Annotated in this window: 26 protein-coding genes; 23 read left to right on the plus strand and 3 right to left on the minus strand. The window is 45.9% G+C overall.

Annotated features, from left to right (window positions below):
• Positions 1 to 240 precede the first annotated feature (240 nt).
• Together M3212_RS11535 and M3212_RS11540 are read left to right on the plus strand one after the other, a co-directional pair.
• The gene (locus M3212_RS11535; protein ID WP_251194127.1) at positions 241 to 996 is read left to right on the plus strand and encodes a class I SAM-dependent methyltransferase; all 756 of its coding nucleotides are present in this window, start codon (positions 241 to 243) and stop codon (positions 994 to 996) included.
• A 29-nt stretch (positions 997 to 1,025) separates the two neighbouring features.
• On the plus strand, positions 1,026 to 1,580 hold the full coding sequence (locus M3212_RS11540; RefSeq protein WP_251194128.1) for a cysteine hydrolase family protein: 555 nt from the start codon (positions 1,026 to 1,028) through the stop codon (positions 1,578 to 1,580).
• Positions 1,581 to 1,632: 52 nt separating this feature from the next.
• Here M3212_RS11540 and M3212_RS11545 read toward each other — a convergent pair whose 3' ends face one another.
• The gene (locus M3212_RS11545; RefSeq protein WP_251194129.1) at positions 1,633 to 2,448 is read right to left on the minus strand and encodes an ion transporter; all 816 of its coding nucleotides are present in this window, start codon (positions 2,446 to 2,448) and stop codon (positions 1,633 to 1,635) included.
• A gap of 209 nt (positions 2,449 to 2,657) precedes the next feature.
• On the opposite strand from M3212_RS11545, the gene M3212_RS11550 reads away from it, so the two are divergent.
• From M3212_RS11550 to M3212_RS11575, 6 genes are all read left to right on the plus strand, one after another.
• Positions 2,658 to 3,386 (plus strand): ABC transporter ATP-binding protein, encoded by a 729-nt coding sequence (locus M3212_RS11550; RefSeq protein WP_251194130.1) that lies wholly within the window; start codon positions 2,658 to 2,660, stop codon positions 3,384 to 3,386.
• A complete protein-coding gene (locus M3212_RS11555) occupies positions 3,383 to 4,210 on the plus strand; it encodes an ABC transporter permease (protein ID WP_251194131.1) in 828 nt (275 codons plus the stop codon). The genes M3212_RS11550 and M3212_RS11555 overlap by 4 nt, the downstream gene beginning before the upstream one ends.
• A 12-nt stretch (positions 4,211 to 4,222) precedes the next feature.
• The gene (locus M3212_RS11560) at positions 4,223 to 4,993 is read left to right on the plus strand and encodes an ABC transporter permease subunit (RefSeq protein WP_251194132.1); all 771 of its coding nucleotides are present in this window, start codon (positions 4,223 to 4,225) and stop codon (positions 4,991 to 4,993) included.
• Between the two features lie 5 nt (positions 4,994 to 4,998).
• Positions 4,999 to 5,679, plus strand: coding sequence for a response regulator transcription factor (locus tag M3212_RS11565; RefSeq protein WP_251194133.1), 681 nt, complete (start codon positions 4,999 to 5,001; stop codon positions 5,677 to 5,679).
• Complete coding sequence (locus M3212_RS11570; protein WP_251194134.1) at positions 5,667 to 7,133, plus strand: sensor histidine kinase; 1,467 nt, start codon at positions 5,667 to 5,669, stop codon at positions 7,131 to 7,133. The genes M3212_RS11565 and M3212_RS11570 overlap by 13 nt, the downstream gene beginning before the upstream one ends.
• A 199-nt stretch (positions 7,134 to 7,332) precedes the next feature.
• Positions 7,333 to 8,625, plus strand: a complete 1,293-nt coding sequence (locus tag M3212_RS11575; RefSeq protein ID WP_251194135.1) for an aminotransferase class I/II-fold pyridoxal phosphate-dependent enzyme — start codon at positions 7,333 to 7,335, stop codon at positions 8,623 to 8,625.
• 183 nt (positions 8,626 to 8,808) lie between these two features.
• Here the strand turns inward: M3212_RS11575 and M3212_RS11580 are convergent, their stop codons facing one another.
• Together M3212_RS11580 and M3212_RS11585 are read right to left on the minus strand one after the other, a co-directional pair.
• Positions 8,809 to 9,564: an AAA family ATPase gene (locus M3212_RS11580; RefSeq protein ID WP_251194136.1), complete on the minus strand. Its 756-nt coding sequence runs from the start codon at positions 9,562 to 9,564 to the stop codon at positions 8,809 to 8,811.
• A gap of 155 nt (positions 9,565 to 9,719) precedes the next feature.
• Positions 9,720 to 12,581: a BTAD domain-containing putative transcriptional regulator gene (locus M3212_RS11585; RefSeq protein WP_251194137.1), complete on the minus strand. Its 2,862-nt coding sequence runs from the start codon at positions 12,579 to 12,581 to the stop codon at positions 9,720 to 9,722.
• 383 nt (positions 12,582 to 12,964) lie between these two features.
• Here M3212_RS11585 and M3212_RS11590 point away from each other — a divergent pair, with 383 nt between their 5' ends.
• The 15 genes from M3212_RS11590 (at position 12,965) to M3212_RS11660 (ending at position 26,923) form a co-directional block, all read left to right on the plus strand.
• Positions 12,965 to 14,203 (plus strand): LLM class flavin-dependent oxidoreductase, encoded by a 1,239-nt coding sequence (locus tag M3212_RS11590; RefSeq protein WP_251194138.1) that lies wholly within the window; start codon positions 12,965 to 12,967, stop codon positions 14,201 to 14,203.
• 15 nt (positions 14,204 to 14,218) lie between these two features.
• Entirely contained in the window at positions 14,219 to 15,031 is an 813-nt protein-coding gene (locus tag M3212_RS11595; RefSeq protein ID WP_251194139.1) for an alpha/beta fold hydrolase, read from the plus strand.
• Between the two features lie 187 nt (positions 15,032 to 15,218).
• On the plus strand, positions 15,219 to 16,316 hold the full coding sequence (locus M3212_RS11600) for a TRAP transporter substrate-binding protein (RefSeq protein ID WP_251194140.1): 1,098 nt from the start codon (positions 15,219 to 15,221) through the stop codon (positions 16,314 to 16,316).
• A 23-nt stretch (positions 16,317 to 16,339) separates the two neighbouring features.
• On the plus strand, positions 16,340 to 16,843 hold the full coding sequence (locus M3212_RS11605; RefSeq protein ID WP_251194141.1) for a TRAP transporter small permease subunit: 504 nt from the start codon (positions 16,340 to 16,342) through the stop codon (positions 16,841 to 16,843).
• Positions 16,833 to 18,140: a TRAP transporter large permease gene (locus M3212_RS11610; RefSeq protein WP_251194142.1), complete on the plus strand. Its 1,308-nt coding sequence runs from the start codon at positions 16,833 to 16,835 to the stop codon at positions 18,138 to 18,140. Before M3212_RS11605 ends, M3212_RS11610 begins: the two co-directional genes overlap by 11 nt.
• A gap of 31 nt (positions 18,141 to 18,171) precedes the next feature.
• A complete protein-coding gene (locus M3212_RS11615; RefSeq protein ID WP_251194143.1) occupies positions 18,172 to 18,708 on the plus strand; it encodes an NADPH-dependent FMN reductase in 537 nt (178 codons plus the stop codon).
• Positions 18,709 to 18,808: 100 nt separating this feature from the next.
• Entirely contained in the window at positions 18,809 to 19,003 is a 195-nt protein-coding gene (locus M3212_RS11620) for a hypothetical protein (protein ID WP_251194144.1), read from the plus strand.
• Between the two features lie 313 nt (positions 19,004 to 19,316).
• On the plus strand, positions 19,317 to 20,087 hold the full coding sequence (locus tag M3212_RS11625) for a citryl-CoA lyase (protein WP_251194145.1): 771 nt from the start codon (positions 19,317 to 19,319) through the stop codon (positions 20,085 to 20,087).
• A 37-nt stretch (positions 20,088 to 20,124) separates the two neighbouring features.
• Positions 20,125 to 20,787, plus strand: coding sequence for a 3-oxoacid CoA-transferase subunit A (locus M3212_RS11630; protein WP_251194146.1), 663 nt, complete (start codon positions 20,125 to 20,127; stop codon positions 20,785 to 20,787).
• Between the two features lie 6 nt (positions 20,788 to 20,793).
• A complete protein-coding gene (locus M3212_RS11635; protein WP_251194147.1) occupies positions 20,794 to 21,459 on the plus strand; it encodes a 3-oxoacid CoA-transferase subunit B in 666 nt (221 codons plus the stop codon).
• 380 nt (positions 21,460 to 21,839) lie between these two features.
• The gene (locus M3212_RS11640) at positions 21,840 to 22,814 is read left to right on the plus strand and encodes a ring-cleaving dioxygenase (protein WP_251194148.1); all 975 of its coding nucleotides are present in this window, start codon (positions 21,840 to 21,842) and stop codon (positions 22,812 to 22,814) included.
• 9 nt (positions 22,815 to 22,823) lie between these two features.
• Positions 22,824 to 23,459 carry an alpha/beta hydrolase gene (locus M3212_RS11645; protein ID WP_251194149.1) on the plus strand — a complete coding sequence of 212 codons (636 nt, stop codon included), beginning with the start codon at positions 22,824 to 22,826 and terminating at the stop codon, positions 23,457 to 23,459.
• A 153-nt stretch (positions 23,460 to 23,612) separates the two neighbouring features.
• Positions 23,613 to 24,812, plus strand: coding sequence for a thiolase family protein (locus M3212_RS11650; RefSeq protein ID WP_251194150.1), 1,200 nt, complete (start codon positions 23,613 to 23,615; stop codon positions 24,810 to 24,812).
• 32 nt (positions 24,813 to 24,844) lie between these two features.
• Positions 24,845 to 25,924 carry a maleylacetate reductase gene (locus M3212_RS11655; protein ID WP_251194151.1) on the plus strand — a complete coding sequence of 360 codons (1,080 nt, stop codon included), beginning with the start codon at positions 24,845 to 24,847 and terminating at the stop codon, positions 25,922 to 25,924.
• Between the two features lie 27 nt (positions 25,925 to 25,951).
• Positions 25,952 to 26,923, plus strand: a complete 972-nt coding sequence (locus tag M3212_RS11660; RefSeq protein ID WP_251194152.1) for a 3,4-dihydroxy-2-butanone-4-phosphate synthase — start codon at positions 25,952 to 25,954, stop codon at positions 26,921 to 26,923.
• Positions 26,924 to 26,939: the final 16 nt, after the last annotated feature.

A 26,939-nucleotide genomic window follows, 5' to 3' on the forward strand; every position in this document is an offset into this window, starting at 1 on the left:
ACAGCCATGTACATTCAGTACGTGGTTTTTTTAAAGGATAAAAATTTATAAAATTCCAGCCACCCATGTAGCCACTTCAAGGGAGGTTGTAAGCCTACTCAACGGGGGCAAGCCGCTTTTCTTATAGTAGCATTATAGTCTCCGGCATCCAACGAAGCAAATAAAGATTTCATCTGTCAGGGCAGGATTCTGCGAGATGCCGCTAGAATGATAGGAGGACTGGAAGGGAGGCATGGAGATATGCAACGACAATTTGGTACGGAGGAAGCGATCCGGAGATGGAATGGTTTTGCTAAAGCATATGCAACGCGCCAGACGGAATGGGGAGATCTCTATCGGGAAGTGTTGCTAAATCCTGTTTTATTTTCTCTGCTCGGAAATGTAGAACATAAAAACGTACTCGATGCCGGCTGTGGCGAAGGGTACTTAAGCCGGCTGCTGGCGCGATCCGGCGCAAATGTAACAGCGGTTGATTACGCTGGGCGAATGATCGAAATTGCCGGAGAAAGAACACCACAAAATTTAGGCATTAATTATCATCGCGCTAACTGCGAGGATTTATCTCTTTTTGAGGACAATTGCTTTGATGTCATCGTTTCCAACATGGTAATCCAGGACTTGGCTGATTATGAACGCGCATTTCATGAAATGTACCGTTTATTGACGGTGGGAGGACTTTTTATTTTCTCGATTCTTCACCCTTGTTTTGTTACTCCGGACTCAGGCTGGGAAAAAACGGACAGTGGTGAAAAGCTTCACTGGAACACCGATAACTATTTTTATGAAGGGGTGTATGAACAGCCGTTTGGCGAAGAGGAAAATATGCTTTTGTTCCATCGCACATTGACAAGTTACATCAATGCCCTGCTTAAAACCGGGTTTCAGCTGGAAGCGATTGAAGAACCAAAGCCGTCAGCTGACATGTTGCAAAAGCATCGAGCCTTTTCCGATAACTTTCGCTACTCCAATTTCATCGTGTTTAAACTGAAAAAATAACAGCGCTTCGGCTTGCTGATCAGGAAAGGATGAAATCGATGAAAGCGTTGATTAATATTGATTACACGAATGATTTTGTCGCGCCGGACGGAGCATTGACATGCGGGAAGCCCGGTCAGACGATCGAAGAGGAGATCGTCAGACTGACACGCCAATTTGTGGAGGCGGGTGAGCTTGTCGTATTTGCCGTTGACGTGCATGAACGGGAAGATGAGGACCATCCCGAGACGAGACTGTATCCGCCTCATAATATACGCGGAACTGCGGGTCGGCAGCTTTACGGAAAGCTGGGTGAGCTGTATGAAGAAATCCGCGACCGGCCAAATGTCTATTTCCTCGACAAAACGAGGTATTCAGCATTTAGCGGAACGGACCTTGATCTGAAACTGCGCGCAAAAGGGATCACGGAGCTCCATTTCGTCGGAGTAGCGACTGATATTTGCGTCCTTCACAGTCTTTATGGCGCCTACGAGCGTGGCTATGATCTCGTCGTACACGAAAATGGGGTCGCCAGCTTTAATCCGGCCGGGCATGATTTCGCTTTGCAGCATTTCAAAAGCAGTCTCGGCGCAGAGGTACGCTAAAAAAGAAAAGGCTGACTACCGGATGGTTAGTCAGCCTTTCTGCGCGGTTTTCCTATGAGCGTTTCTGAAGCAGCGCCTTAATTTCCGCGAGCTCTTTCTTAACCTCTCTGTTTTCCTCAAGCACCTGCTCCAGCTTTTCGTCGCGGTGCGCATCCTCATCGGCGTTCAAATAGCTTAAAATGACAGCAACGACAAGATTCAAGATTACCAGGGCGCCAATGATGATGAACGACACGAAAAAGATCCACGCCGCAGGAATTTCCTGTATCACCGGTCTGGCCACCTGGCTGGCCCACGATTCAAACGTTACAACCTGCAATAGCGTAAACAAGGATGAGTGAAAGCTGCCAAAAAACTCAGCCGGCAGAACGTCATGATAGAATGTCGTGCCGATAATCGCATAAATCGAAAAGATGAGAAAGGTCAGGCCTAAGATTCCCGTCAGGGCCGGCACAGCCTTTAATAGCGAGTCAATAATTTTCCGGAGCGCCGGAATCGCCGGGATCATCCGGATCAGTCTCATCACCCGTACCAATCTGAGAATACTGACAAAAGGGGTAGAGTAGAACAGGATACTTGCAGCGACAATGGAAAAGTCAAATAGATTCCAGCCACTTGAAAAATATCTTTTCGGGCCGAGTCCGATCAATTTTAAAATAAGCTCCACGATAAAAATCCAGACAATGATTTTATCCAGGGTCAGCAAGATGGCATTGCCCTTTAAATAGGTCTCCGCTACAATAACGAGGCCATTAAGAAAAATAATCGCGATAATGGCAATTTGAAAATGCTGATGTGTCACCAGCGCGGCCAATTGCGATCTAAATGTGTTGTTTCGATGATGCGTGTCTTCCTCATATTTGTTCATGTTCCGTCTCCTACTTTGTTATGTCTCTGTTTTCAAGTTCCTTTAAAATTATACCAAATTACTATGTTTTTCTGAAAGTAATATCTTTAAACAATAATCTTCCATAACGCCATTCTTGGCGACTCCGTTTTTTAGTAGAACTTCTTCCTCCAACTTTATAAAAAGTTTATTTTTACTCTTTATTCTTTTCCATAGGGAGGGAATAAATAATGAACGATGCATGTATCTCAATTAAAAACCTGACAAAGAGAGTCAGAGGGCGTCAGCTACTGGACGATATTAGCTTTAATGTAAAGAAAGGGACAATTTGCGGACTGCTTGGCCCAAATGGGGCTGGGAAAACGACGCTGATTCGCTTACTAACAGGACTTGTGATGCCTTCAAAGGGAGAGATTGTAGTTAATGGAAGGGATATTGTTATTCAGCGAAAACAAGCAGTGCAGCACATTGGTGCCATTGTGGAGGCTCCAATTTTCTTTTCGTTTATGACGGGTCGGGAGAATTTGCGCAATTTGGCACGTCTTCATCCCCAGCTATCTAAACAGGAACAAAAGAAACGAGTGGAAGAGGTGCTAGCGATTGTCAGTTTGCAAGAGCGGGGAGATGACAAAGTGAAGACCTATTCGCTGGGAATGAAGCAGCGTTTAGGGATTGCTCAGGCCTTGCTTGGAAAACCATCCGTTCTGATCCTCGATGAACCGGTTAATGGACTCGACCCAATGGGGATTAGAGATATCCGCGAACTGCTACTGGAGTTAAATCATGTTTACGGATTAACGATATTGATTTCGAGCCATTTACTTGATGAGTTGCAGAAGATCTGTCAGCAACTTGTTGTACTTCGACATGGAGAACTGATTTGGAGTGGAGAAAAAGAAGAACTGGCCCTAAATCATGAGAGTTTGGAAGATGCTTTTATTAAGTTGGTGTCACAATGAAGGCATTAGTCCGAAGCGAGTGGGAGCGGTTATGGCGACGTAAGTCAGTGTGGCTATTATTCGGGTTGATACCTGTTATGTTAATCGGGGCAGCCAGCTTCCTGACCAGAGAAAATGAAAAGTTGTCGTCTATCAGTCCCCAGTACACAGTATTGTGGAATTTTCCGGTTATGGCCCTTTCGGAAATGTTATTTACAGCGTTTCAAGGTGTAATTCTTGTCGTCGTGACCTTGTTGGTGACCCAAGAATATCAAGAACGCTCCATCCGCCTGATCTTAATGCGTTCGTTTTCAAATCTTGAGATTATTCTTGCTAAATATTTCACTGCCTTTGCTGTGATTACGCTTTTTTTTGCTGCTTACTTTGTTGGAAGCTATGGGGTTGGGACCTTCTTTTTTTCCTCTCCAAAAGAGCTGGCGTTGTTTTATCACGATGGAATGGCGAGTCCTTACGCTGGGTTTTTGTACAGTTTGAAATTTTACACCCTTGCATGGCTGACTTCTATTGCGGTGCTGTCGACGCTGTTTAGTTTTGCTTGTCTTTCCAGAACGACGACAGGAGCCATGGGGACGGGAATCAGTTTTCTGTTTCTCTCTTTTGCATACCCTTATCTCTTATCATTCTTTGATAAGGTGATAGGAAATGAATTATTTCTTAAGCTGTTTTTTACGTCTATTCCGATGATCCAATGGCAGGGAATAACATATATGTTAGCTGAAAACTCGTCGATGGTCATGTGGAATATGGGCGTTCTTGCCAGTTATATTGTCTTTTTTTCATGTGCAACGCTGCTTGTGATGAAAAAGAATGATTTTTTTTACTAAGGTGGTGACAGAATGATACATCGAGTATGGATCAGTGAATGTGAACGGATGTTTAAACGAAAAAAGACAAAGGTCGTAATTATGATTTATCTGCTGCTTGTCGGACTTCAGGCATTATTCCTGTACATCGTGGGCGGGATCAGTTTCTATAATGCTGAGGAGGCTGTATCGTTAAATAGCTTGAATACGGCTCCTTTTTTTCTACGGGAGCTAGCGTTTTTCCTTACTTTTGTAATAATACCAATGTTTGTTGTTGATAGTTTTAACGGAGAGCATACTTCGGGAGCGTACCGGCTCGTGCTCCTGCGTCCGCATGAACGTGTGATGCTGCTCGCTGTTAAGTTAAGCGTCCAGGGAGCAGTAATATTTTCTTTGTTGCTGATCACATGGCTATTGGCAACATTCTATGGTCAACTCGTCTTTCCGCAAGTGGAAGAGGTGGCTTTTTTTCAGACTGGAAGTTTACGGCCATTTCAAGCAGTGGTGTATGGAATCGTGTTCTATTTAATCGCATTTTTGATCTTGTTTGCAGTGATCTCGATAGGCAGTGTAATTAGTTCACTGATGCCAAATTCAATTCTGGCCTATGGTGGTATTGTCGGTTTTATTATTGCGCTGTTGTATGTATCCGAGCAATTTTATTTTTTCGTGACGATGTCTGATTCGATTTTTCTCATCATGGCTGAGTTGCAAGTCAGCACGTTAATGGTCATTCTGTCACTTATTCTTGGAAGCGGTATAATAAATATAGTGCTTTGGAAAAAACGTGACTGGGTAGGGTGAAGGGAATGAATCAGACTATTTTGATCGTCGATGATGAAAAAGATATTGTGTCATTTATGAAGGATTCTTTGGAGGATGAAGGCTACACGGTCTTGACTGCATTAAATAGCGACGAGGCGGAGCTTGCTTTGCAGCGCAATCCAGACCTTATTATTCTTGATGTGATGATGCCAAGAACAGATGGCTTTGAGCTTTGCGAAAAAATTCGCCACTATCTTTCCTGCCCAATCCTGTTTGTCAGTGCGAGAAAAAGTGAACAGGATCGCATCAAAGGTTTGATGGCAGGCGGTGATGATTATATTGAGAAGCCGTTTAGCATGAAGGAGCTAAAAACGAGAATTTATGTTCATCTTCGTCGCGAGCATCGCTTGCAACGGACAACATATCAAGTGCTGCAACAGAAGAATTTACGGATTAATTTCCAAGCCTATGAAATTTACTGTTTTGATAAACAAATCTTGTTTACCAATCGTGAATTCAAGATAATTCAATTTTTTGCTATGCACCCGAAACAAGTATTAGCAAGGGAGCAAATCTATGAACATATCTGGGGCCTAGAAGCAACCGGAGATTCATCAACCGTGACGGAGCATATCAAGAAAATTCGTTCAAAGCTGCAACAGCATGATCCGGATACCACTTACATTACGACCATGTGGGGAGTCGGCTACAAATGGGAATGTTAAAAAGGAAGCATACAAAAACGCTGCGGCGGCGAATAACATCTTCCTTTTATCTTATACTGGCTTCCAGTATTGTCGCGACATTATGTGCGTGGGGTATTTTGTTTGCGGTATTTTGGCAGCTCATTCAAAACGAGAGATTACATCCAGCAAATTATTATGAAAATCAGCTACCGGAAATTGTGAAGGTGATTGATCATCAGGGGGATGTTTTACAGGAGAGCATGCAAGAGGTGATCGAGCGTGAAATTCCCCTTGAAGGGATTGATTATCAAGTTGTGAATCTTGATGGAGAAATAGTGTATGGCACGATGCAGGAACAGTATCTTTCTTCTGCAAAAGACTTGGTAAATCATTTACATCAGAATCTTTATGATCAAAATAAAATTGTGAGGTTCTATCCGCTGTTTCAGGATGGAACCCTAAACGGAGCGATTGGTTTTCGCTATCAACTTTCTGTCATGGCAGCGAATCAGGAAAGTACGATGGTACTCTACAGTTTAGCGGTTTTAGCATTTATCTTTCCATTTTTATTCTTCTATCTGTTTGCATATTTATTTGGAAAACGGATCAGTTTTCAGATCGAAAAGCCATTTAATGAGATTATCGCCAGTGCCAATAAGATTAGAAATCATGATCTCGATTTTTCGCTATTGCATATAGATAGTATTGAAGAATTGAATCAACTCGTTCTGGCTTTTGAGGAAATGAAGGAAGCGTTAAAGGATTCTTTAGAGCGTCAGTGGGGAATGGAGCGCGAGCGAAGAGAAATGGTAACGGCAATCGCCCATGACTTGAAGACCCCCCTTACCATTATTAAAGGTCATGTTGATGTACTACTTGAAAGCAAAAACCCTAATCCTGAACGGGTGAATCATTACTTACATACGATTCAAAAAGGCTGCGTTCGTTCAATTCAATTACTTCAAGAATTAAACGAAGTCTCACAAGTCGCTCAGGCTGATTATCGGCTTCATTTTTCTAAAACCGACCTAACCAACTGGGTTGAGGAAAAGGCCTCACAGTTTCAGCTTTTGGCAGAAGGGAAGCAGATTGTTTTTAAATGGGAAATCCGTCCTAGCAAAGAAGATGAACATAAGCCGGTGTTCATCGATCCCGGTCGTCTCGATCAATTGCTGAATAATGTGTTTACCAACAGTTTACGTTATACTCAGCCTGGAGGCGAAATTGTATGGATATCCACGAGGAAGGACCCGTATATTGAGTTTGAGATTTTTGATAATGGTCCAGGTTTTTCTTCAAGTAATATATCGAACGTATTTAAAAAGTTTTACCGAGAAGATCCAGCCAGAGCTGGTGAATCAGGGCATGCAGGACTAGGATTATTCATAGCGCAAACAATTGCTCAAAAACATGGGGGGAATATTGTTGCCTCAAATCGTGAAGAGGGTGGAGCATACGTGAAAGTAGTAATCAAAAATATGATTTCCGGATAAGTCCAGCACCCCGCATGGAGACAGGGCTTTTTATCAAAACTAATAAGCAGGTACAATTATTATGAAAGGTGAAGAAGGAATATTTACAGGACAAGTTTTAACACTAATTTGTTTTTTCTAAAAAACGAGACTAACATCTTGGCGAAAGTTGTTTTACAATGGTAGGAGTAAAGAAAATTATTGAAACAAAGGAGCTCGAATGACGTTGACTCAGTTACATGATCAATCAGAAGAAGCGTTGAAAGACCGCTTGGCTGAATTAAAGGCCGACTATGAGCAGTATCGCACGAAAAATTTGAAATTGGATATGTCCCGCGGCAAACCGAGTCCGGAACAATTGGAGCTATCGATGCCAATGTTGGATGTCCTCTCCTCAAAATCAGCGATGAACGCAGAAAATGGCGTTGATACGCGCAATTACGGACAGCTTGATGGCATTCCGGAAGCGAAACGTTTCTTTGCTGATTTACTTGGGGTAGAGACAGAAGAAGTGATTGTCGGTGGGAATTCCAGTCTTAATTTAATGCATGATACGATTATGCGTGGAATGGTATTTGGTTTCCCAGAAAGCAGCGCCCCGTGGTCGAAGCAGGGGAAGATCAAGTTTATTTGTCCGGTGCCGGGCTACGACCGCCACTTTGCGATATGTGAATTGTTTGGCATTGAAATGATTCAGGTAGCGATTAACGAAGAAGGTCCGGATATGGATGAAGTCGAGCGTCTCGTCCGTGACGATGATTCGATTAAAGGAATGTGGTGCGTGCCGAAATACAGCAATCCGTCCGGCTCGACATACAGTGATGAAACGGTCGAGCGTCTCGTTTCGATGGAAGCGAAAGCGAATGATTTTCGTCTGTTTTGGGACGACGCCTATACGGTTCATCATTTGACGGATGAGCACGATTCATTGAAAAATGTTCTCGCTGCGGCTAAAGAAGCCGGTCAGCCGAATCGGCCGATCATCTTCGCTTCAACGTCGAAGGTGACATTTCCAGGTTCGGGTGTCTCTGTCATAGCGGCAGCCCGCGACAATATCGCTCATTTTCTCAAGCTGATGTCCTCCCAGACGATCGGATTCGATAAAATCAACCAGCTCCAGCATGTCCGCTTCTTCACCGAAGTGGAACCGTTGGAGGCGCATATGAAAAAGCATGCGGAACTGATTAAGCCAAAATTCGAGCTTGTCCTGTCAACGCTTGAAGAGAAGCTTGGCGGCAAAGGAATCGCATCGTGGTCAAAGCCAAACGGCGGCTATTTCATCAGCCTCGATGTTGTTGATGGCGCCGCCCGTAAAACGGTAGCCCTCGCAAAGGAAGTTGGCGTGACATTGACAGGAGCCGGTGCGGCTTTCCCGTATGGCATTGATCCGCGCGACCGGAATATTCGGATTGCGCCGACGTTCCCAGCAATAGACGAATTGAGAGAGGCGTTGAACGTTCTCTGCACATGCGTCGAAATCGCCAGCATTGAACAACTTCTGGCAAATAAATAAAAAGCGAAGAGGCTGGACAAAAGGTAGTTTTTTACCTTTTGACCAGCCTCTAAGCAATGAGCGGAACCGCCACAAGCCCGTTGTGAGTGGGTTTCACAACGGGCTTGTGGCGTGTGAAGCCATTGCCAGTAGGTCCAAAGCTAGTTTTGTCTCAAGCTCTTTCTTTTTTTGCCAGAGGCGTCCTCAAGCAAAAAGATGATGAAACAGGCGATCCCTGTCTTCAAAAAATTGCTTCATGATCGAATAATGCTGGGTCTGCTCTAAGCTGATTTCCTCCATCCCTTCCTCGGTAAGCTGGATGATTTTCGCACCCGGATAAGCCATTAAAATCGGGGAATGGGTTGAAATAATAAACTGTGAGTCCTGCTCAATCAGCTCATGCATTCTCGCTAACATCGACAGCTGCCGCAGGGGAGAAAGCGCTGCCTCTGGCTCATCTAATATGTACAGCCCGTTTCCCCGAAACCGTTCGGTAAAGGCGGCAAAGAAAGATTCACCATGTGATTGTTCGTGCAACGACTTTCCTCCAAAGGAATCTATCACTTTACGTCCGGCAGCCGGTTCTTTATCTAATTCTTCGATATTCGTGGCGACATTGTAAAACGTTTCCGCCCGGAAGAAAAAGCTATCTTTCGCCCGATTGGTTCCTTTCACAACACGCAAAAAGCTGTCCAAATTTGAATGAGAATCATAGCTGGAAAAAGAAAAATTCAATGAGCCGCCTTCCGGGTTGAATCCCAGGGCGATTGCAATTCCTTCAAGCAGCGTTGATTTTCCGATCCCATTTTCGCCAATCAGACACGTCAAGTTAGGATGAAAGGACACCGTCCCGAAGTTTTGCATAAACGGGAGCGTAAGCGGAAAAGTGTCGTAAGACGAAATCAGTTCCTCCTTCAAACGGACCTCGCGAATAAATTGTGAATCCCGGTTTAACTTCATCTCGATCCTTCCTTTTATTGAATGTAGCTCGTCCGACTATATTCTGTCGTTTCTAACACAATAGCATGAAAGCAAGGCTATCCTCTACCCGTTAAGGGAGGCAATGAGAAAATGCTGAAAAAAAACAGGCGGTTTCTCTTAAAACCGATCCTGTTTCACATCGATTTTGAATAGTTGGTGAACATCGCTTCAATTTTGGCTACGACCGGGATTCCGAGTTCTTTTTCGATCATTTGCTGATAAAGCTTTGACACTCTGTTGGCGTGAAGAAGCATCTTCGCTGTCAGCAGCTTCTCGATATAATCGAGGTAAATACTCTCTTGATAAGGTTCTTTGTTCAATAATTTGTCATAATAATGTTGTCCGGTTGAAAAGTCCCCGGTATTCCAATAATATTCGGCCAGTTCCTGCAGAAGATTCACATAGAGGACGCGATACCTTTCCCGGTCAAGCTCTAAAAAGATATTGTAAGGATAGCCCTCGAAGTAGTCTCCTTTGTATAAAGCTTCAGCTTGTTTCAAATCTTGAATTCTTTCTAACGGACTAAGGGAGTTTTTTTGCTCTGCTAATCGGGTGAATTCATTAATGTCGAGGTGAATGTACTCTGTATCTAAATAATAATGTTCACCATCGCGCTTAATGAAAGAGGATGAGGGTCCTTTTTTTAAATCGGGCTCCAACGATTTACGCAAGTTGGATAAGGCGACGTAGAACTGGTTGTTCGCCGATTCCATCAGCCCGCCAGGAAAAAGTTCTTCAAGGATGCTGTCTTTGTTTATTTTACTCCCTTGATGCGTAATCAAATATTGCAGCAAGTGCAAGCTGGCCTTTCGTTTAATAGGTACGAGCTTATGATTGGCACGGATTTCAAAGTTTCCCAACGTTGTGATGGAAAGAGCGGTGCGGTCAGCATGCTGTTTCTCCTTGATAAGAACCGGCTTCCTCTCCGGTTCGGGGTGGAGCGCTACTTCAGTCGAAGCTGAGGAGAGTAACCAGTGATAGTTTTTGCCGGTGCAAATATCCTGAAACTCTTTTAATGTAGCGGCCGCAGCTTCATTTTTTCCCTGCTTTGTGTAAAGGCTCGTTTGTAACTGCAGAATGTTGCATTTTAAATAGGCGGAGTCCGTGACATAAGTGTACGCTTTAGATAAGTAAAGCTCTGCCAAATCCCAATTTTCGAGCTCAATGTAAGTCGTGGAAAGTTCCTTATACACCCAGGCCATCGCATATTCGATTTGAAACTCCTCGGCCGTAGCTTTCGCTTTATTAATCCATTCGAGCGCGTGGTGATGATCGCCAATTAAGCGAAAGTATTTCCCCATTGAACAGTAAGGATAAATGATAGAAGCGTTATGGCGTTGCTTTGATATTTTCAATGTTTCTTCTAACAGAAGTTTCGCCTTATCTAATTTCTTGTTCATGAGATGGACTTCCGCTAATATCCACGATGAAATATGAGTAGGGTGAAAAAAATTGTTCAGATTTGGATATGACAACGATTCCTGAGCAGCTTCAAGCGCTTTATCAGCGTTGCCCTTATAGAAATAAATGACAGATTGGAGTGAAAGGTTAATCGCGATCATCTGATTATCTTTGTTTTGATGGGACTCTTGCAAGGATTCGGCGCAAAGCTGTTCAGCTTTCCCGATTTCCCCGCTGTAAAAATAAGCGGCGGCCAGTTGATGCTTGTAATGAGAAACCGATAATGGATTCAGTTGGTTACCATATTGTTTTAAATTGTTTTCCATCGCCGGTATCACTTTTTGCAAAGCGCTTAACGGCAGGCATTTTACAAGGAATAATCCAATACTGGCTGTATGTAACCGGGGAGAAACTTCCTGGAAAAACCAATCAACAAATTCGACAAACCTGGAGGGCGGATAAAATTCTTTCATCTTTGCCATGATTTGTGTCGCTACAAAAAAATTGTTACTGGAGATAGCATGGGCAAATGCATGAAAGAAATCTTTCTTTTCTTCATAGATTGTCGAAAGTTGACTATGCAGCTTTTGAATCGTGTCGGTTTCGGATTGTTTTGTCAGTTGTTTCGTCAGAAAGGCTTGAAATAAAGGGTGGTAGCGCACTTCGCCATAATCATTTTGATAAATAAAGAGATGATTTGTCAGCAGGTGGTCAATAATTTGCTCTGAGTGATGAATGTTTAAATATTTGTCAATGACTTCCGGGTTAAGCTCGTAAAGGATCGATGTCCGCCGAAGAAAATAATTAATTTCATCACTTTGTTTGGCAAGAATTTCTTCACCTAAATAATTGTAAATATCTTCGGTTCCTTTGAAGTTTATCCAAAACGGCAATCGCTCTGTTACATTAATATCTTTGATCAAGTCCTGCAATAATTGCAGGCAGGCAGGCCAGCCTTCTGTTTTTGAATAAATGAGATGAACTTCCTGGTTCCGTAAGTCGATTTTGTGTAAACGGGAAAAGTATTGCTTGATTTCATCTGGAGTAAATCTCAGCTCTTTTGTACTCAAGTGGGCCAGTTTATTTTTCAATTTTAAATTTACGAGATTTAAATTAGGGCGTATGCGACTCGTAATGATAAAGGTAACGTGAGGGGAGACATGAGATAGAATATTGATTAACATCCGTTCGATCTCCCGGCTTTGGTCAATCGTCTGATAATCATCCAAAACGATTATGAGCTGTTCCGGCCAGGTTGATAAAATGCTCATAATTTTATCCAGCTCACGGGAAAGGTCAGCGTCCGACACATCATAGATCACATTTTCGCCGGATATTTTTCTCATAATCGCGGTTTTTAAATAGGAGAGAAAAACAGCCGGATTACTGTCGATTTGTGAGAGCTTATACCAGACTGCGGGTATATTCCTTTCCTTGGTGAAGCTCGAAACGAGTGTGGTTTTTCCGTAGCCGCCGTCACTTATCAGACAGATGAGGGAACAGTCTAAATGTTTTTCCAGGTAAGTAAATAAACGCTTTCTAACCAAATAAGGAGTATAATGCGGCACACTTAACTTTGATTCAAAAAATAGCATGTAGACCCTTCAAAATGTAAGCGCATTCACTAAAGTGCCCAACATACCCAGGACATCCCCAACTTCTACATATTTTTGCTATTAATACTATTTATAAGTTACTTAATTGTCAAGCGTATGTAAGTCAATCGTAAGAAAAATATTTATCAGCTGTTAGTATTTATTTATCTTACAGTAAGAAGGACTGTAGTGGCATACAGTCTTTTTCTATTTTACTGGGGTTAAAATTGTAAGAAAATTCAGAACTGCATGTAAGGGTGTGGTTAGGTAGCTTTTATATAGTGCGATTAGATCGACTGGAACAGAAAGGAGGCAGCAAGGGCAAGGCAAGTGTGTTGGTCCGCACACATCAATTCAGATCTGAAGATAACGGAGGGGAAAGTATGAAATTTGTATTCATGAACTTAATGTCATATCGTGATTTACCTGAAGATTTCACGGAAAAGTATAAAAGCGTCTATATTTCACTGCCGAACAAAGTGTATGATCCCGAAAAAGGGCATCAAATGTACAACGACTTTATCGATCAATACGAGCTGGCGATTGATTTAGGCTTTGATGGTGTAGGGGTAAACGAGCACCATGCGAATGCGTACGGAATGATGCCTTCACCGAACTTGATCGCCGCCACACTGGCGCGAAAAGTGAAGGATTCGGAGCGAACGGTTCTAATCGTCTTGGGCAACAGTCTGGCCCTTTATAATCCGCCGATTCGGGTCGCCGAGGAATTGGCGATGCTGGATAATATTTCAGGCGGGCGCCTGATTGCCGGTTTTCCGGTTGGTACCTCGATGGATACAAACTATGCGTACGGCATTAATCCGGCTGAGCTAAGGCCCCGTTATTATGAGGCCCATGATTTAATTATGAAGGCGTGGAAGGAGCGAGAAGTCTTCCATTTTAATGGGGAATTTAACCAATTAAGATATGTCAATGTCTGGACCCGGCCTTATCAGGAGCCTCATCCGCCCGTTTGGATTCCGGGCGGCGCAGCTAGCCAGGAGACGTTTGACTGGGTAGCAGAAAACGACTATCAATATAGCTATCTCAGCTTTTACGGGCATGAATTTGCGAAAGATAAGTTTGATAAGTTCTGGGAGCGCCGGAAGCAATTAGGACTCGATATGAACCCGTATAAAGTCGGTTTTGTTCAAATGATCTGTATTTCAGAAACCGATGAAAAAGCGAAGGAAGAATATGAAGAGCATATTAACTATTTCTTTGAAAAAAGCTTTCATGTATCACCGGAATTCCTCGAGGCTCCGGGCTACCGAACAGAAAAAAGTGTCAGGGCGGGGATGCAAAGCCAGTATGGAACCGAAAGCGCCGGAGCGAAGCTGAGAGCAGGCTTGAACTGGGAACAGATGGTGGAAGGAGGCTATATTATTGCGGGTTCTCCTGAAAGCGTTATCAAGCAAATAAGAAAGGCGATTAAGAAGCTGCATGTCGGTCATTTTATCGCGCTCTTAAATCATGGATCGATGCCGCATGAGCTGGCACTGAAAAACATCCGTCTAATGGGAGAAGAAGTGATTCCCCATGTGCGCGACATTTGGGGCGATCAATATGAGGTACAGAACTGGCCGGAAGTCACAGAAAAAGCAGCGGTAAAAAAAGGGTAGAGGGAGGAATCAATCATGGCTGTACCAGCAGTAGAAACGGTGAACGTAAGAGATAACATCAGAGCGAAGGTTTTGGTTGCCGGCGAAGGGAAGCCTTTAGTTTATCTTCACGGCGCGGGCGGGCTACAATGGGATGGTTATTTGGATCGTCTTGCTGAGCATTACAAAGTGTACGCACCTTACCATATTGGAACAGGCGGCTCACTCGGCAAAGATGAAATACACGACTGGTGGGATTTAGTTCTTTATTATTATGAACTGTTTGATGCGCTCGGATTGGAAAAAGTCGATATCATCGGTCATTCGTTCGGGGGGATGGTTGCAGCAGAGCTGGCCTCGACCAATCCGGAGCGCGTGACGAACCTGGTATTAGTGTGCGCAACGGGATTATGGCTTGATGAAGCGCCGGTCAAGGATGTTTTTACGATGCTTAACACGCCGGATGTCTTGTTCCAGCATCTGTTTGCCGATCTCCATTCACCGGCAGCCCAGGCATTTGCCAATGCGGCGCCGGAGGATGAGGAAGAGCGGATTGACTTTATGGTCGCGCAAAATACAGCCGCCGCAGAAGCCGCAAAATTTATGTGGGGCATCCCGGATAAGGGGTTAAGCCGGCGGATTCACCGGGTGAAAGCGAACAGCTGCATCATTTGGGGCGCAAAGGATGCACTCGTCCCGGTTGATTATGCTTATGAATACCACAAAAAATTGCCGGGCTCACAAGTCGTGATTATGGAAAATTCCGGCCACTATCCTCAGGCTGAGGAGCTTGAAGCAGTTGTTACCGCGACACTTCAATTTTTACAGGCGGCTCATGTGGCAAAGTAGACGGCTGACTTGAGACCGGGACATTAGACAAAGTGAGCAGGAAATCCGTTTTCTGCTCACTTTTATCAGGACTGGCTGCTGTCTGATCGTTCGATAAAACCGAAAACAGCAGCCGTCTTTCCAGGCAGACAGAAGCGTGGAAATGCAATGACATACGTTCGTAATCATGAATGAAGGGAAGAGTGAAATGAAAAAAATCGTAGCCGGCATGCTTTTATTGATGCTTTCACTACTGATGGCGTGCAGCGGACAGTCTTCTGAATCGGTCTCAACGGAGGATAATGGGAATAGCCATGCAAGCGATTCCTCCTCGCAGGAGGGGCAGCAGGCAGCGGAGGCAATCGAATTGACGATTGCCAGTGTTTGGCCGGGCCCGCACGGTCAGCATGTTCAGGTCGTTGAACCATTAATGGAGGAAATTGAAAACGTGACAGAAGGACGGATTACAGCAACGCTCTATCCGGCAGGGGGACTGGGTGCACCAAGTGAAACATATGACATGACCGTTACCGGGATTGCGGATATCGGATATGGACTGCACAATACGACGCCGGGGGTTTTTCACTTAGTCTCGGTTAACAGCCTTCCGTTCATTGGGGATAGCGCAATCAATGGAACCGAGATATCGAATGCCCTGCTGGAAACATTCTCAGAAGAATTTGAAGCAGAGCACGACGGAACGAAGATTGCTTATTTATGGATTGGCGATGGGGAGAACGTATTTACGGTTGATAAACCGATTCATAAGCCAGAGGATTTGCAAGGGCTGCGCATCAGTTTAACACCATCGCCGACTGGAAATGCATTTTTGGAAGCATTCGGAGCGATTCCGGTCACGCTGCCGATGGGCGAGGTATATGAAGCGATGCAGCGTGGAATTGTCGACGGGGCACTTGCTAATGGATCGACGATTCCAAATTTTCAATTGGGTGACGTCGCCGGTCATATCACGAGGTTAAATCTCGTATTGCCGACCTTCTTCTGCGTCATCAATGAGGATACGTGGAGTCAGATTTCCCCGGAGGATCAGGCGGCTCTTGAAGAATTATTTGCGGTGTATGGCCTGAAGCATGCCGAAGCGTATGACTCGCTTGCTGAAGAAGGCTGGAGGATGGCAGAAGAAAAAGGCGTCGAAATTTTTGATATTCCAGAAGAAGAAAAGCATTTATGGGAAGATCCGCTTCAGCCTGTCGCAGATGAGTGGATTGAAAGCATTGAAGCAATGGGCCTGCCCGGGCGTGACGTATATGAAGAAGTGCTCAGACTGAAGGAAACGCTTGATTAATCTGGAAAGCCGGGGTGAACGGAATGAGGAAATTTGTTACTTCTTTAGAAAAAGGAATGAGCAAAATCAATGAAATCGCCGGATTCATAGCGGCAACTCTAATTGTTCTGCTGATGGTCCTGACATTCGCCAATGTCACAGGCCGGTATTTTATCTGGCCGATCGTAGGAACACACGAGTTAACCTATTTGTCGCTGGCGCTAATCGTCTTTCTGAGCCTCGGCTACGTTCAAAGCAAGAAGGAGCATATTGCGATTGGAATATTCGTTGATAAATGTTCGAAGCGGACTCAGGCGGTCCTCGATGCGATCAGCTATTTCGTCACCTTCTCATTACTTTTTTTAATGGGCTGGCAAATGGTTGTCTTCGCCGGCCGGACGAGTACGACGTTAACGGGGGATTTGCATCTGCCGGTTTCCGCCTTCGTTTATCTGTGCGCGCTTGGCGCTTTCCTGTATGCGATGACCGCCATCGTTGATTTTCTGAAGTCATTGCTGAAGGTGGTGAATCCGGAACATGAGTCCTGAAATGCTGGGCGGGTTGAGTATCCTGTTGTTAATCGCACTAATTCTGCTTCGCGTTCAAGTCGCTGTAGCTTTATTATTAATCGGCTTTGTCGGCTACTCGTTACTCGTGAATGTCGACGCCGCTTTGGTTCAGCTTGGCAGTACCGCTTTTCAAACGGCGAGTAATTATAGTTTAAGTGTCATGCCTTTGTTTATTTTAATGGGGATGTTTTTATCCTACAGTGGTTTGGCGCGAGACCTCTTCCATTCAGTTGACCGCTGGATCGGCCATCTTCGCGGAGGAATGGGGATGGCGACGATTGGTGCCTGTGCGCTTTTTTCTTCGATTTCGGGCTCTGTCTCGGCGACTACAGCAACCATTGGCAAAGTCGCCTTACCAGAGATGGAACGCTATCATTATGATCAAAAAGTATCGACGGCCTGTGTCGCCGCCGGTGGGACGTTGGGGATTCTCATTCCACCAAGTGTGACGTTAATTTTATACGGTGTTTTGACGATGGAGCCGATTGGGCAATTGCTGATTGCCGGTATTGTCCCCGGCATCGCCATGGCGCTTTTATTTATGGTCACCGTCTATGTGCAGATTCGCAGAAATCCTGCCTTGGCTCCATTAAAAGCAGAGTCGGCCCCTTTCCGTGAGAAAATGGTCTCTTTAAAAAAGGTCTGGCCGTTTTTACTCGTCTTTCTCGTCAGCATCGGTGGAATCTATTTTGGCTTTTTTACCCCATCGGAGGCTGGTGGTGTCGGGGCAATTGGGGCGCTTCTGATCGCTCTTGCGACGAAATCGTTGAACTGGACGAATTTTTTACAGTCAATCATGGATACGGTACGGATTACGGGGATGCTGTTTATGATTTTAATTGGCGCGGGTGTGTTCGGGAAATTTTTGGCGATTTCAAAGCTGCCGATGCAATTATCAGCGTCAGTTGCCAACACGACCATTTCACCTTATTTAATTTTACTAATTATCCTGCTCGTTTATCTCATTCTTGGACTGTTTATGGAAGGCTTCGCGATCCTCGTCCTGACATTGCCAATTGTCTATCCGCTGATCATTGATTTAGGGTTTAATGGCGTCTGGTTTGGGATCATTATGATTTTGGTGCTGAATATGGGGCTTTTGACACCTCCTTTAGGGTTAAGTGTGTATGTCATCAGCGGGGTGGCGAAGAATATCCCGATTCAAACGATCTTTCGCGGCGTCGTTCCTATGCTTGTCACGATTATTATTTTCACGGCGATTTTGGTTGTTTTCCCGAGTATCGTTACATTTCTTCCCGACATGATGTACGAGTAACAAGCCTGAAAAGGGCGGAAGGAGGATTTACATGAAGGTCGTTGGCATCTCCGGCACGATCATTGGAACGAAAACGAGTGCCGTCGTCAGCCTCGTCTTGGACGAAATCCAAAAAGTCGACTCCACTGTCGAGACAGAACTGCTTGATTTGAAAAACTATCAGCTCCAATTTTGTGATGGGCGGGATCCGGCTGCCTATGAGGGGGATACGAAAAAAGTAATCGACATTATGAATGCTGCTGATGTCTTTTTATTCGGCACGCCGATTTTTAACGGATCCTTGTCCGGTCCGTTAAAAAATCTAATTGATTTAACGCCGGTAGCCGCGTTAAGGAACAAAGTGATCGGATTTATCGCAACAGGAGCAATTCCCCAGCATTATCTCGTTATCGAAAATCAACTGAAACCGATAGCCGGCTATTTCCGCGCCTTTGTAGCGCCAAGCTCTGTCTATGTGACACGCGACCATTTCAATGAACGGCAAGAACTGATCGATGAGGAAGTCCTCAGGCGAATAGAGCATTTGGCAAAAGAGCTGGTTCATATGGGAAAGACGTTGAAGTTTTAAAGAAAGAGAGGCTGCAAGATAAAGCCTCTTTTTTTTATGATATCTCCAAGTTCCACAAAAGATATGGTAAACTGGCTATAGAGCTGGGAGGTAGAGACGTGTGAAGGTGAACAGAAAAATAGGGGTGGCGCTATGTGCGCTGGCTTTGCTGATGGCCGTATTTTTAGTCGGCACTCAATCATATTTCAACAATAAGGAAATCAGTTTGGCAAGTGACCGCTGCTCTGAAACAGGAGGAGCTCCGAAGGTAGAAAGAAATCTTCTCTCCTTAAGCTATACTTTTTCGTGCGAGTAAACGAAAGGATGGCTTGTGGCGTGTGAAGCCATTGCCAGTAGGCCCAAAGATAGTTTTGTCTCAAGCTCAAATCGAGGGCTGGGCTAAAAGAAAAACTTTTGGCCCAGCCCTTTTCTGCATTCTGCAAGAGTGATCCCGCTCCATGCAACGTCTGGGAAAAGGGAAAAGACGCCCTTTTTCCAGGCTCTTTTTTTTCTTGCCGGTTCTTTCTCCGTCCGTTTGTAAGATTAATACGCTTTCCAGTAAGGAGTCAGTTAGAAATATATTTTATAGTTTTTCTATTCTACATGAATTGAATGGGGAGGCTGTCGCGATGGAATTTGAAACGAGAATTGGTAAGTCAACGAAAGAATCGATCGAAGTACATGGTTACGACCTGGCCGAGCAGTTAATCGGAAACATTACCCTTGCTGATATGGCGTTTTTAGGGGCGAAGCATCGAAAGCCGTCGGAGGAGGAATCACAAATGCTCAACGCCTTGCTGATCGCAATTTGTGAGCACGGCTTTACCCCGAGTTCCATTTCGGCCCGACTTACGTATCTCGGCGCGCCCGAGGCTGTTCAGGCGGCCGTGGCGGCCGGCTTGCTTGGAGCTGGCACCGTTTATTTTGGGGCGATGGAATATGTCTCTGAAATGCTGCAAAACGCTTTCCGACAGCATGGAGAGGAGAAGAGCATTGGAGAGCTTGCGGCGACGATCATTAAGGAACGAAAGGAGCAGGGTTTGCAGCTGCCGGGGTTTGGTCACCATATCCATAAACCGGTCGATCCGCGTACACCGAAGCTGTTTGCGTTAGCGGAAGAGCTCGGCTTCCTCCGTAAGCATTCAAAGCTTTTGCTGGAGATGCACAAGCAGTTTTGTGAGGAGAAAGGGAAGCAAATTACGTTAAATGTCACCGGAGCGATCGGGGCGATCATGTCCGATATGGAGATTGATTACAGACTTGTGAAGTCATTTGCTGTCGCGGCGAGGGCTGTCGGGCTTGTCGGTCATATTGCCGAGGAGATTGAAAAAGGAAGGCAGGAATCCGTCGCTCAGCAGCTGTTCGAATATGTGGAAAACCATACCGATTACAGAAGTTGATAAGCCGGTTATTTTTGATGAACGGAGGGTGTGACAGATGATTAACAAAGTAATCGCTTCTGCCTCTGAGGCAGTTGCTGACGTAGATAACGGGAGCACGGTCTTGTTCGGCGGCTTCGGCGGCGCGGGGGTGCCGTATGAATTAATTTATGCGTTATACGACCAGGAGGCGAAAAACCTGACAGCCGTCAGCAACAATCCAGGCTATCACGAGGAAGGAATTGCGAAATTAATCGCTCATGACCGGATTGCGAAATTGCTCTGCTCTTTTCCGGTGCAAAAAGACAGCTATGTGTTTAAGGAAAAATATAAGCAGGGAAAAATTGATTTGGAGCTGATTCCCCAAGGGACGATGGCCGAACGGATCCGGGCCGGGGGAGCGGGCATTGAAGCATTTTATACGCCCACAGGTGTCGGGACGGAAGTGGCAAAAGGCAAGGACGAGAAGGAATTCAACGGGATCACTTGTATTCTAGAAAAAGCAATCAAAGGGGATTTTGCTTTTATTCGCGCGAAAAAGGCGGATCGCTGGGGCAATCTCGTTTACAACAAATCAGGGCGTAACTTTAATCCGGTGATGGCGATGGCTGCCAAGGTCACGATTGCTGAAGTTGATGAAATAGTCGAGGTCGGTGAATTGGACCCGGAGGCAATCGTCACACCGGGGATTTTCGTCCAACGTGTCGTAAAAAGGAGCTGATAAAAAATGGATCAACGACTGCTATCGAGAGAGCAAATTGCCAAACGGATCGCCCAAGAGCTGCGCAATGGCGATGTGATTAATTTAGGGATCGGCATTCCTGTCCTGGTCAGCAATTTCGTTTCCCCGGAAGCGGAATTTATCTATCACAGCGAACAAGGTGTACTGGGGATGGGATCGCTTGCTGAACCGGATGAAGCTGATCCCGATCTCGTTAACGCCGCCAAGGAGCCTGTCACCCTTGTTCCAGGAGGGAGCTTCTCTCATTCGGCCGACTCTTTCGCGATGGTCAGAGGTCAGCACATTGATGTGGCGGTGCTCGGCGCGATGCAAGTGTCAGAACGAGGCGATCTTGCCAATTGGAAAGTAAAAGGCGTGCAATTAGGCGGGATAGGCGGAGCGATGGATATCGCGATCGGGGCGAAGGCACTTTATATCGCGATGACGCATACGAGCAAGGATGGTCAGGCGAAAATCGTCAAGCAACTTGATTATCCGGTGACCGCTTTACAATGTGTAAACTGTATTTTTACAGATATGGCTGTGATTGAAGTGACGAAGGAAGGGCTGCTTTTAAAAGAAATCGCCCCGGGACTGACGGTCGAGGAAGTCCAGCAGGCCACCGAGCCGGCATTAATCCTCTCGAATGATCTAAAAGAGATTCACGTGTGAGAAAGGCCGGGTTAACGAAGCTGCTGAAAAAGTACGATTTTCACTTTTTCAACAGCTTTTTCGTGATGAGCGTAGCCGTTGCCTGATTTTGAAAGCCTTGCTACGAGTGGGTTCCTCGAAGCAAGGCGCGCAGCGCGCGGAGCCATTACTCTTCTTCGAGTTACGAAAAAGGAAGTTTTTCAGTGGCCTCGGGTTAAAGGGTTTTTTACCTTTTTCCCGGCCTTTTTGCTAATTTTTCTCCGTTCCTCTTTTTGTCAGAAAAAAAACGCTGTGAGTAAGAAAAAGAGCCTGCCTGTGTAAGTAACTGGTTAGAGCAGCGTTTTAAAGTGAAGACAGTGGTTCACCACATCAAATTATCAATGAACAAGGAGGAGAATTCTATGCTGCAAAATCTTATTAACGGGATTCACCATGTAACGGCCGGGGTGGCAGGCGCCCAGGAAGATGTTGATTTCTTTACGACGATTGTCGGGCAACGTTTGGCTAAGCAGACGGTCTTAATGGACGGTCCATTGCCTATTTATCATCTTTATTATACAAATGCTGATGCTGATATCGGATCGGCCATGACGACTTTTCCGTATGGAAAGGCTGGAATTAAAGCAAGAAGAGGCTCAGGGCAGGTTAAGATCACCTCATATACCGTGCCTTCCAATTCACTCGAATTTTGGGTGGAGCATTTTCAAAAGCATCATGTCCGTCACGGTACCATTGAAGAACGTTTTGGACAAAGGCGCCTAACTTTTATGCATCCATGCGGGCTTGAGTTTGAATTTGTCGAGGATAATGCGGATACACGGAGAGGATATGTCACCGATGACGTATCGATTAATGAAGCGGTCAAAGGGTTCCATAGTGTGACGATGTCGGTGCGGGAAGTAGAAGAACAGAACCGTTTCATTACTGAAGTGCTCGGCTTTCAATTTATCGGCCAGGAAAGGAATTATTATCAGTATGAATTAAAGGAGGGGGGAGCGAATAAAACGATTTATGTTGTGCACGAGCCAGACCTTCCTCAAGGAAGCTGGGGCCTCGGTGCCGGTACGATTCATCATGTTGCCTTTGCCGTTGATACGGACGATGAGCTAAATCAGGTGCGGGAAATTGTGACGGGCTTGGGTTTTACCGACATGTCCGAAATTAAAGACCGTTATTACTTCCATTCCGCATATGTCAGATCGCCTGGTGGTATTCTTTGTGAGTTCACGACAAGTGATATCGGTTTTACGATCGATGAACCATTCGAAGAGCTTGGACAAAAGCTTCATCTTCCGCCGTGGAAGCTTAAGGACAGTGAAGAAATTATGAGCCAGCTTGAACCGATCACCAACCCGCAAAAGCCACTGGTGAAATAAGGCGCGTTAATGAATATTCATTTACAGCAGCCGGTCGTCAGGCGGGGGCCGGCGGTTTCTGAAGCACAAGCCGTTGTCTTCATGGTGCACGGGCGTGACCAAACGACTGAGTACGTCTTGAATCTAGTGGATCGCATCCAGCTTCCTGACGTTCATTACGTCGCCCCGCAAGCGGCTCAGAACAGTTGGTACCCGGTCGGCTTCATGAACGAGATCGCTGAAAATGAGCCTTATTTAAGCTATGCTCTCGATTGCTATGAGCAGCGGATTTCAGAGCTGGTCGCCGAAGGCATACCGAAATCGAGGATCGTCCTGCTCGGGTTTTCGCAGGGAGCTTGTTTAACAGCTGAATTTGCGGTACGCCATCCTGAACGGTATGGCGGGATTATCGTCTATACGGGTGGGGTGATCGGGCCTGATGGCACGGAATGGAATAGCCAAGGCTCCTTTCAGAATACTCCGGTTTTTCTGGGGTCAAGCGATGTCGATGAATGGGTGCCGGAACAACGAATTCATGATACCGCGGCGATTTTTAACAAGCTCGGCGCTCAAACGAAAACGGTTATATATAAAGGGATGGGGCATGAGATCAATGACGACGAAATCGATTTTGCAAGAGAGCTGATTCGTAATGTGAAAGGATGAAGTGCGGGAGGTTCTGCCGAAAATCGTAATCAAAAAATAGAAAGCGCTTTCGGTTTTGCCGGAACTTCTCATTGCCCTTCCAGAAGAAACGCACATTGTGCCCATGCTTATTTTGGAAGGGTCTTTTGCATTCAATAGAAGGGGGGAAGTCGGATGGCAGCTCGTGCGTATATTGTACGTGCACAGCGCACTGCGGTCGGCAAGCTAGGGGGCACTCTGAAAAGGATCGAACCCGATGACTTGCTTTTGCCTTTACTTCAGGATATCAAAAAGCAGAAATCGCTACCCGAGAGCCTGATCGATGAGGTCATTGTCGGTCAGGCCAAACAAAGTCAGGATCAGGCAAACATAGCGAGAAAAGCGCTGTTAAAAGCCGATTTTCCAGAGTCGCTGCCGGGCTATACGGTTCATCGCCAATGTGGAAGCGGGATGCAGGCGATTCATAACGCCTTCTTTCAAATGAAAGCCGGCCTGGGGGAGGCCTTTATTGTGGCAGGGGTCGAAAGCATGAGTACAGCGCCTTATTATTTGCGCAATGCCCGGTTCGGGTTTTTCTCCGGAAATGCCGAGATTCTCGATCCGAATAAAGAGAGTCAGCCGGGGTCACAGCCGGAAGAAACCTATGGACGATTGACGATGGGGATGACCGCTGAGAATCTCGCGGAAGAATACTCGATCTCGCGAGCAGAGCAGGATGCCTTTGCCCATGCCAGTCAAACGAAAGCAAATGCGGCAATCATAAGCGGAAGGTTCAAAGACGAAATCATCCCGATTTCGGTCCCGCAACGAAAAGGGGAGCCACTGCTTTTCACCACGGATGAGCACCCTAGAAAAACCACGCTTGAAAAACTGGCTGCTCTGAAACCGGTGTTTAAACAAAATGGAACGGTGACAGCTGGAAATTCGTCAGGATTAAACGACGGTGCCTCGCTGCTGCTCGTCGTCTCTGAAAACATCATCAAGCACTATCAGCTGAAGCCGCTCGTTGAGATCGTCGGTGTCGGGGTAGCGGGAGTGCAGCCTGAGCGGATGGGAATCGGTCCGGTACAGGCAACGGAAAAAGCATTACAAATGGCGAAGCTGAGACGTGAGGATCTTGGTTTAGTAGAGGTGAATGAAGCCTTTGCCGCACAAGCGCTTGCCGTCATGAAAGAACTTGATCTTCCTGAGGAAATTGTCAATGTCAATGGCGGGGCAATTGCGCTCGGACATCCGATTGGGAACAGCGGGGCGAGAATTTGTGTGACGCTGATTCATGAAATGATGAGGCGAGGGGTTGAATGGGGGCTAGCGACTTTATGTATTGCCGGTGGTCAGGGAATTGCCACGATTTTCAGACATGCTGCTCGATGAGTTCGCGTTGACCTTGATAAAGGAGAATTGAAATGGAAGCATTTTTATATGAAAGTCATGAAGCCCGTTTCAAATTCGGTAGAGGGCTGATAAGAGAAGCTGGATTTGAGCTGGAGAAACTAGGCGGCAAAAGAGCACTGGTGATCACGACAGCGGGGCGCCGGGTACTCGCCAATAACATGGCCGCATTACTTGGAGAACGGTGCGCCGCTATGTTTACGGAAGCGGCCCAGCATGTACCCGTAAAAACGGTCGATAATGCGATGAAAGTTGTGCGTCAATTTGATGTTGATAGCTTTGTGCCTGTTGGCGGAGGTTCCTCAATTGGCCTGGCGAAAGCGCTCGCTTTGAAAACTGCCTACCCGATCTTGGCGATCCCGACAACCTATGCCGGTTCAGAGATGACACCGATTTGGGGAATCACGGAAAAGGGGCAGAAAGAAACGGGGAAAAGTTTGCTTGTCCGGCCGAAAACAGTCATTTATGACCCCGAAGTAACAGTGACCCTGCCGTCACGCCTGACAGCGACAAGTGGCATAAATGCTGTAGCCCATTGTGTAGAAGGACTATATGCGGAAAATGCCAATCCGGTCATTTCCCTGTTGGCGGAGGAAGGAATTCGCGTCCTCTGTTCAACGTTGCCGGCGCTTAGCGAGAGCCCGAAAGATGTCAGCCTGCGTACGGAAGCTCTGTACGGGACATGGCTCGGCAGCTTCGTGCTAGGTTCGGTAGGGATGGCGCTCCATCATAAGCTGTGCCATGTCCTCGGCGGGACCTATAATCTTCAGCACGCGGAGACGCATGCTGTCATCCTGCCCTATGCGCTCTGGTACAATTCAGCTGCTATCCGGCCGGCGCTGGAAGCGATCGCCCGGGCGCTCAACTGCGAGCCTGATGATGTCGCCGGCTCTTTATACGATTTGACAAATGCCTTGGGTGTTCCTGTTTCATTGCAGGAAATCGGGGTGAAGAAGGAGCAGCTTGATGAAGCTGCGGACATTGCTGTGAAACATCCATACTACAACCCCCGGCCTCTTGAGACAAACTCAATTCGTCATTTATTAGAGTACGCCTTTTATGGAGAAAGGCCAAAACGGGGAAAGCTGCTTTAACAAGCAATTTGGAAGGAGGGAAAGCGGGTGAGTGGACCTTTGAACGATCCATCTGGGCTTGTCCTTTTATATGATGATCTTACCAGTCAGCTTGGCTATTTGATGGGCGCGGCGACGGAAGTAAGGAAGGAAAAGGTGAATTTTATGGCTCACCATGGAAAAGGGCTTATCTATGTCTGCATTACAGAAAGTCATGCAAAGCGACTCAACTTGCCCCTGATCGGCGGCGCGGATTCGTTACGGTCCGATAAAGCCTTTGCTGTTTCTGTAGACTATACCACATCAACGACAGGGATTTCCGCGTTTGAACGAGCGGAGACGATTCGCGCATTTGCCCGGGCAGGGACGAAAGCAGAAGACTTCAAAAGACCGGGTCACATTTTTCCCTTAATCAGCAGCGATAAAGGCATCGTAACAGAGCGCAACATTTGCGAAGCGGCAGTCTCACTGGCGGATATGCTCACAAAGGAACCTGTTGCTTATCTTTGCGAAATTCTTGATGAAAAAGGAAAGATAGCCTCATTAGACCGGTTACGTGAAATGGCTGAACTCCATCACCTTCCTTTCGTCACGCTCAGTGATGTGATTACATGGCAGCTTGAAAAAACAAATTGGCTCGATAGTGGGGAAAGAAAAGTGATGAAAGCGGCCAATCAGGAGATCGACGTTTATCAAATGACAAACCGGCTGAATGGAAGCAGCTTCACGGTCTATTTGCGGAAAACACGAGACAAACTGTTGCGGATTCAAGTGTACGAACAATGCATATGGGGTGACTTGTTGAACGAAAACCAAAATTGCTCGTGTAAAAAACACTTTCCGTACTATTTTGATGAATTATTATACGGTACCTACAGCTGTCTCATTTATCAACGGACAGATGAACGTCAGCAGCTTAGTGCCGAAGAAAAGAGAGTGGTCATTAAGCAGCTGCGTGAATGGGTACAGCAAGCAGACATGACGCAAAAGGCCGACCAGAAAATAAAGGAATTGACGTGACTGCACACGGACAAAC

It is taken from the genome of Halalkalibacter oceani (assembly GCF_023715705.1).
GTDB lineage: Bacteria > Bacillota > Bacilli > Bacillales > Bacillaceae_D > Halalkalibacter > Halalkalibacter oceani_A.

Excerpts from the sequence above, each read along its gene's own strand:
- M3212_RS11535 (WP_251194127.1), top strand. The coding sequence starts at position 241 with ATGCAACGACAATTTGGTACGGAGGAAGCGATCCGGAGATGGAATGGT.
- M3212_RS11540 (WP_251194128.1), top strand. The coding sequence starts at position 1,026 with ATGAAATCGATGAAAGCGTTGATTAATATTGATTACACGAATGATTTT.
- M3212_RS11545 (WP_251194129.1), bottom strand. The coding sequence starts at position 2,448 with ATGAACAAATATGAGGAAGACACGCATCATCGAAACAACACATTTAGA.
- M3212_RS11550 (WP_251194130.1), top strand. The coding sequence starts at position 2,658 with ATGAACGATGCATGTATCTCAATTAAAAACCTGACAAAGAGAGTCAGA.
- M3212_RS11555 (WP_251194131.1), top strand. The coding sequence starts at position 3,383 with ATGAAGGCATTAGTCCGAAGCGAGTGGGAGCGGTTATGGCGACGTAAG.
- M3212_RS11560 (WP_251194132.1), top strand. The coding sequence starts at position 4,223 with ATGATACATCGAGTATGGATCAGTGAATGTGAACGGATGTTTAAACGA.
- M3212_RS11565 (WP_251194133.1), top strand. The coding sequence starts at position 4,999 with ATGAATCAGACTATTTTGATCGTCGATGATGAAAAAGATATTGTGTCA.
- M3212_RS11570 (WP_251194134.1), top strand. The coding sequence starts at position 5,667 with ATGGGAATGTTAAAAAGGAAGCATACAAAAACGCTGCGGCGGCGAATA.
- M3212_RS11575 (WP_251194135.1), top strand. The coding sequence starts at position 7,333 with ATGACGTTGACTCAGTTACATGATCAATCAGAAGAAGCGTTGAAAGAC.
- M3212_RS11580 (WP_251194136.1), bottom strand. The coding sequence starts at position 9,564 with ATGAAGTTAAACCGGGATTCACAATTTATTCGCGAGGTCCGTTTGAAG.
- M3212_RS11585 (WP_251194137.1), bottom strand. The coding sequence starts at position 12,581 with ATGCTATTTTTTGAATCAAAGTTAAGTGTGCCGCATTATACTCCTTAT.
- M3212_RS11590 (WP_251194138.1), top strand. The coding sequence starts at position 12,965 with ATGAAATTTGTATTCATGAACTTAATGTCATATCGTGATTTACCTGAA.
- M3212_RS11595 (WP_251194139.1), top strand. The coding sequence starts at position 14,219 with ATGGCTGTACCAGCAGTAGAAACGGTGAACGTAAGAGATAACATCAGA.
- M3212_RS11600 (WP_251194140.1), top strand. The coding sequence starts at position 15,219 with ATGAAAAAAATCGTAGCCGGCATGCTTTTATTGATGCTTTCACTACTG.
- M3212_RS11605 (WP_251194141.1), top strand. The coding sequence starts at position 16,340 with ATGAGGAAATTTGTTACTTCTTTAGAAAAAGGAATGAGCAAAATCAAT.
- M3212_RS11610 (WP_251194142.1), top strand. The coding sequence starts at position 16,833 with ATGAGTCCTGAAATGCTGGGCGGGTTGAGTATCCTGTTGTTAATCGCA.
- M3212_RS11615 (WP_251194143.1), top strand. The coding sequence starts at position 18,172 with ATGAAGGTCGTTGGCATCTCCGGCACGATCATTGGAACGAAAACGAGT.
- M3212_RS11625 (WP_251194145.1), top strand. The coding sequence starts at position 19,317 with ATGGAATTTGAAACGAGAATTGGTAAGTCAACGAAAGAATCGATCGAA.
- M3212_RS11630 (WP_251194146.1), top strand. The coding sequence starts at position 20,125 with ATGATTAACAAAGTAATCGCTTCTGCCTCTGAGGCAGTTGCTGACGTA.
- M3212_RS11635 (WP_251194147.1), top strand. The coding sequence starts at position 20,794 with ATGGATCAACGACTGCTATCGAGAGAGCAAATTGCCAAACGGATCGCC.
- M3212_RS11640 (WP_251194148.1), top strand. The coding sequence starts at position 21,840 with ATGCTGCAAAATCTTATTAACGGGATTCACCATGTAACGGCCGGGGTG.
- M3212_RS11645 (WP_251194149.1), top strand. The coding sequence starts at position 22,824 with ATGAATATTCATTTACAGCAGCCGGTCGTCAGGCGGGGGCCGGCGGTT.
- M3212_RS11650 (WP_251194150.1), top strand. The coding sequence starts at position 23,613 with ATGGCAGCTCGTGCGTATATTGTACGTGCACAGCGCACTGCGGTCGGC.
- M3212_RS11655 (WP_251194151.1), top strand. The coding sequence starts at position 24,845 with ATGGAAGCATTTTTATATGAAAGTCATGAAGCCCGTTTCAAATTCGGT.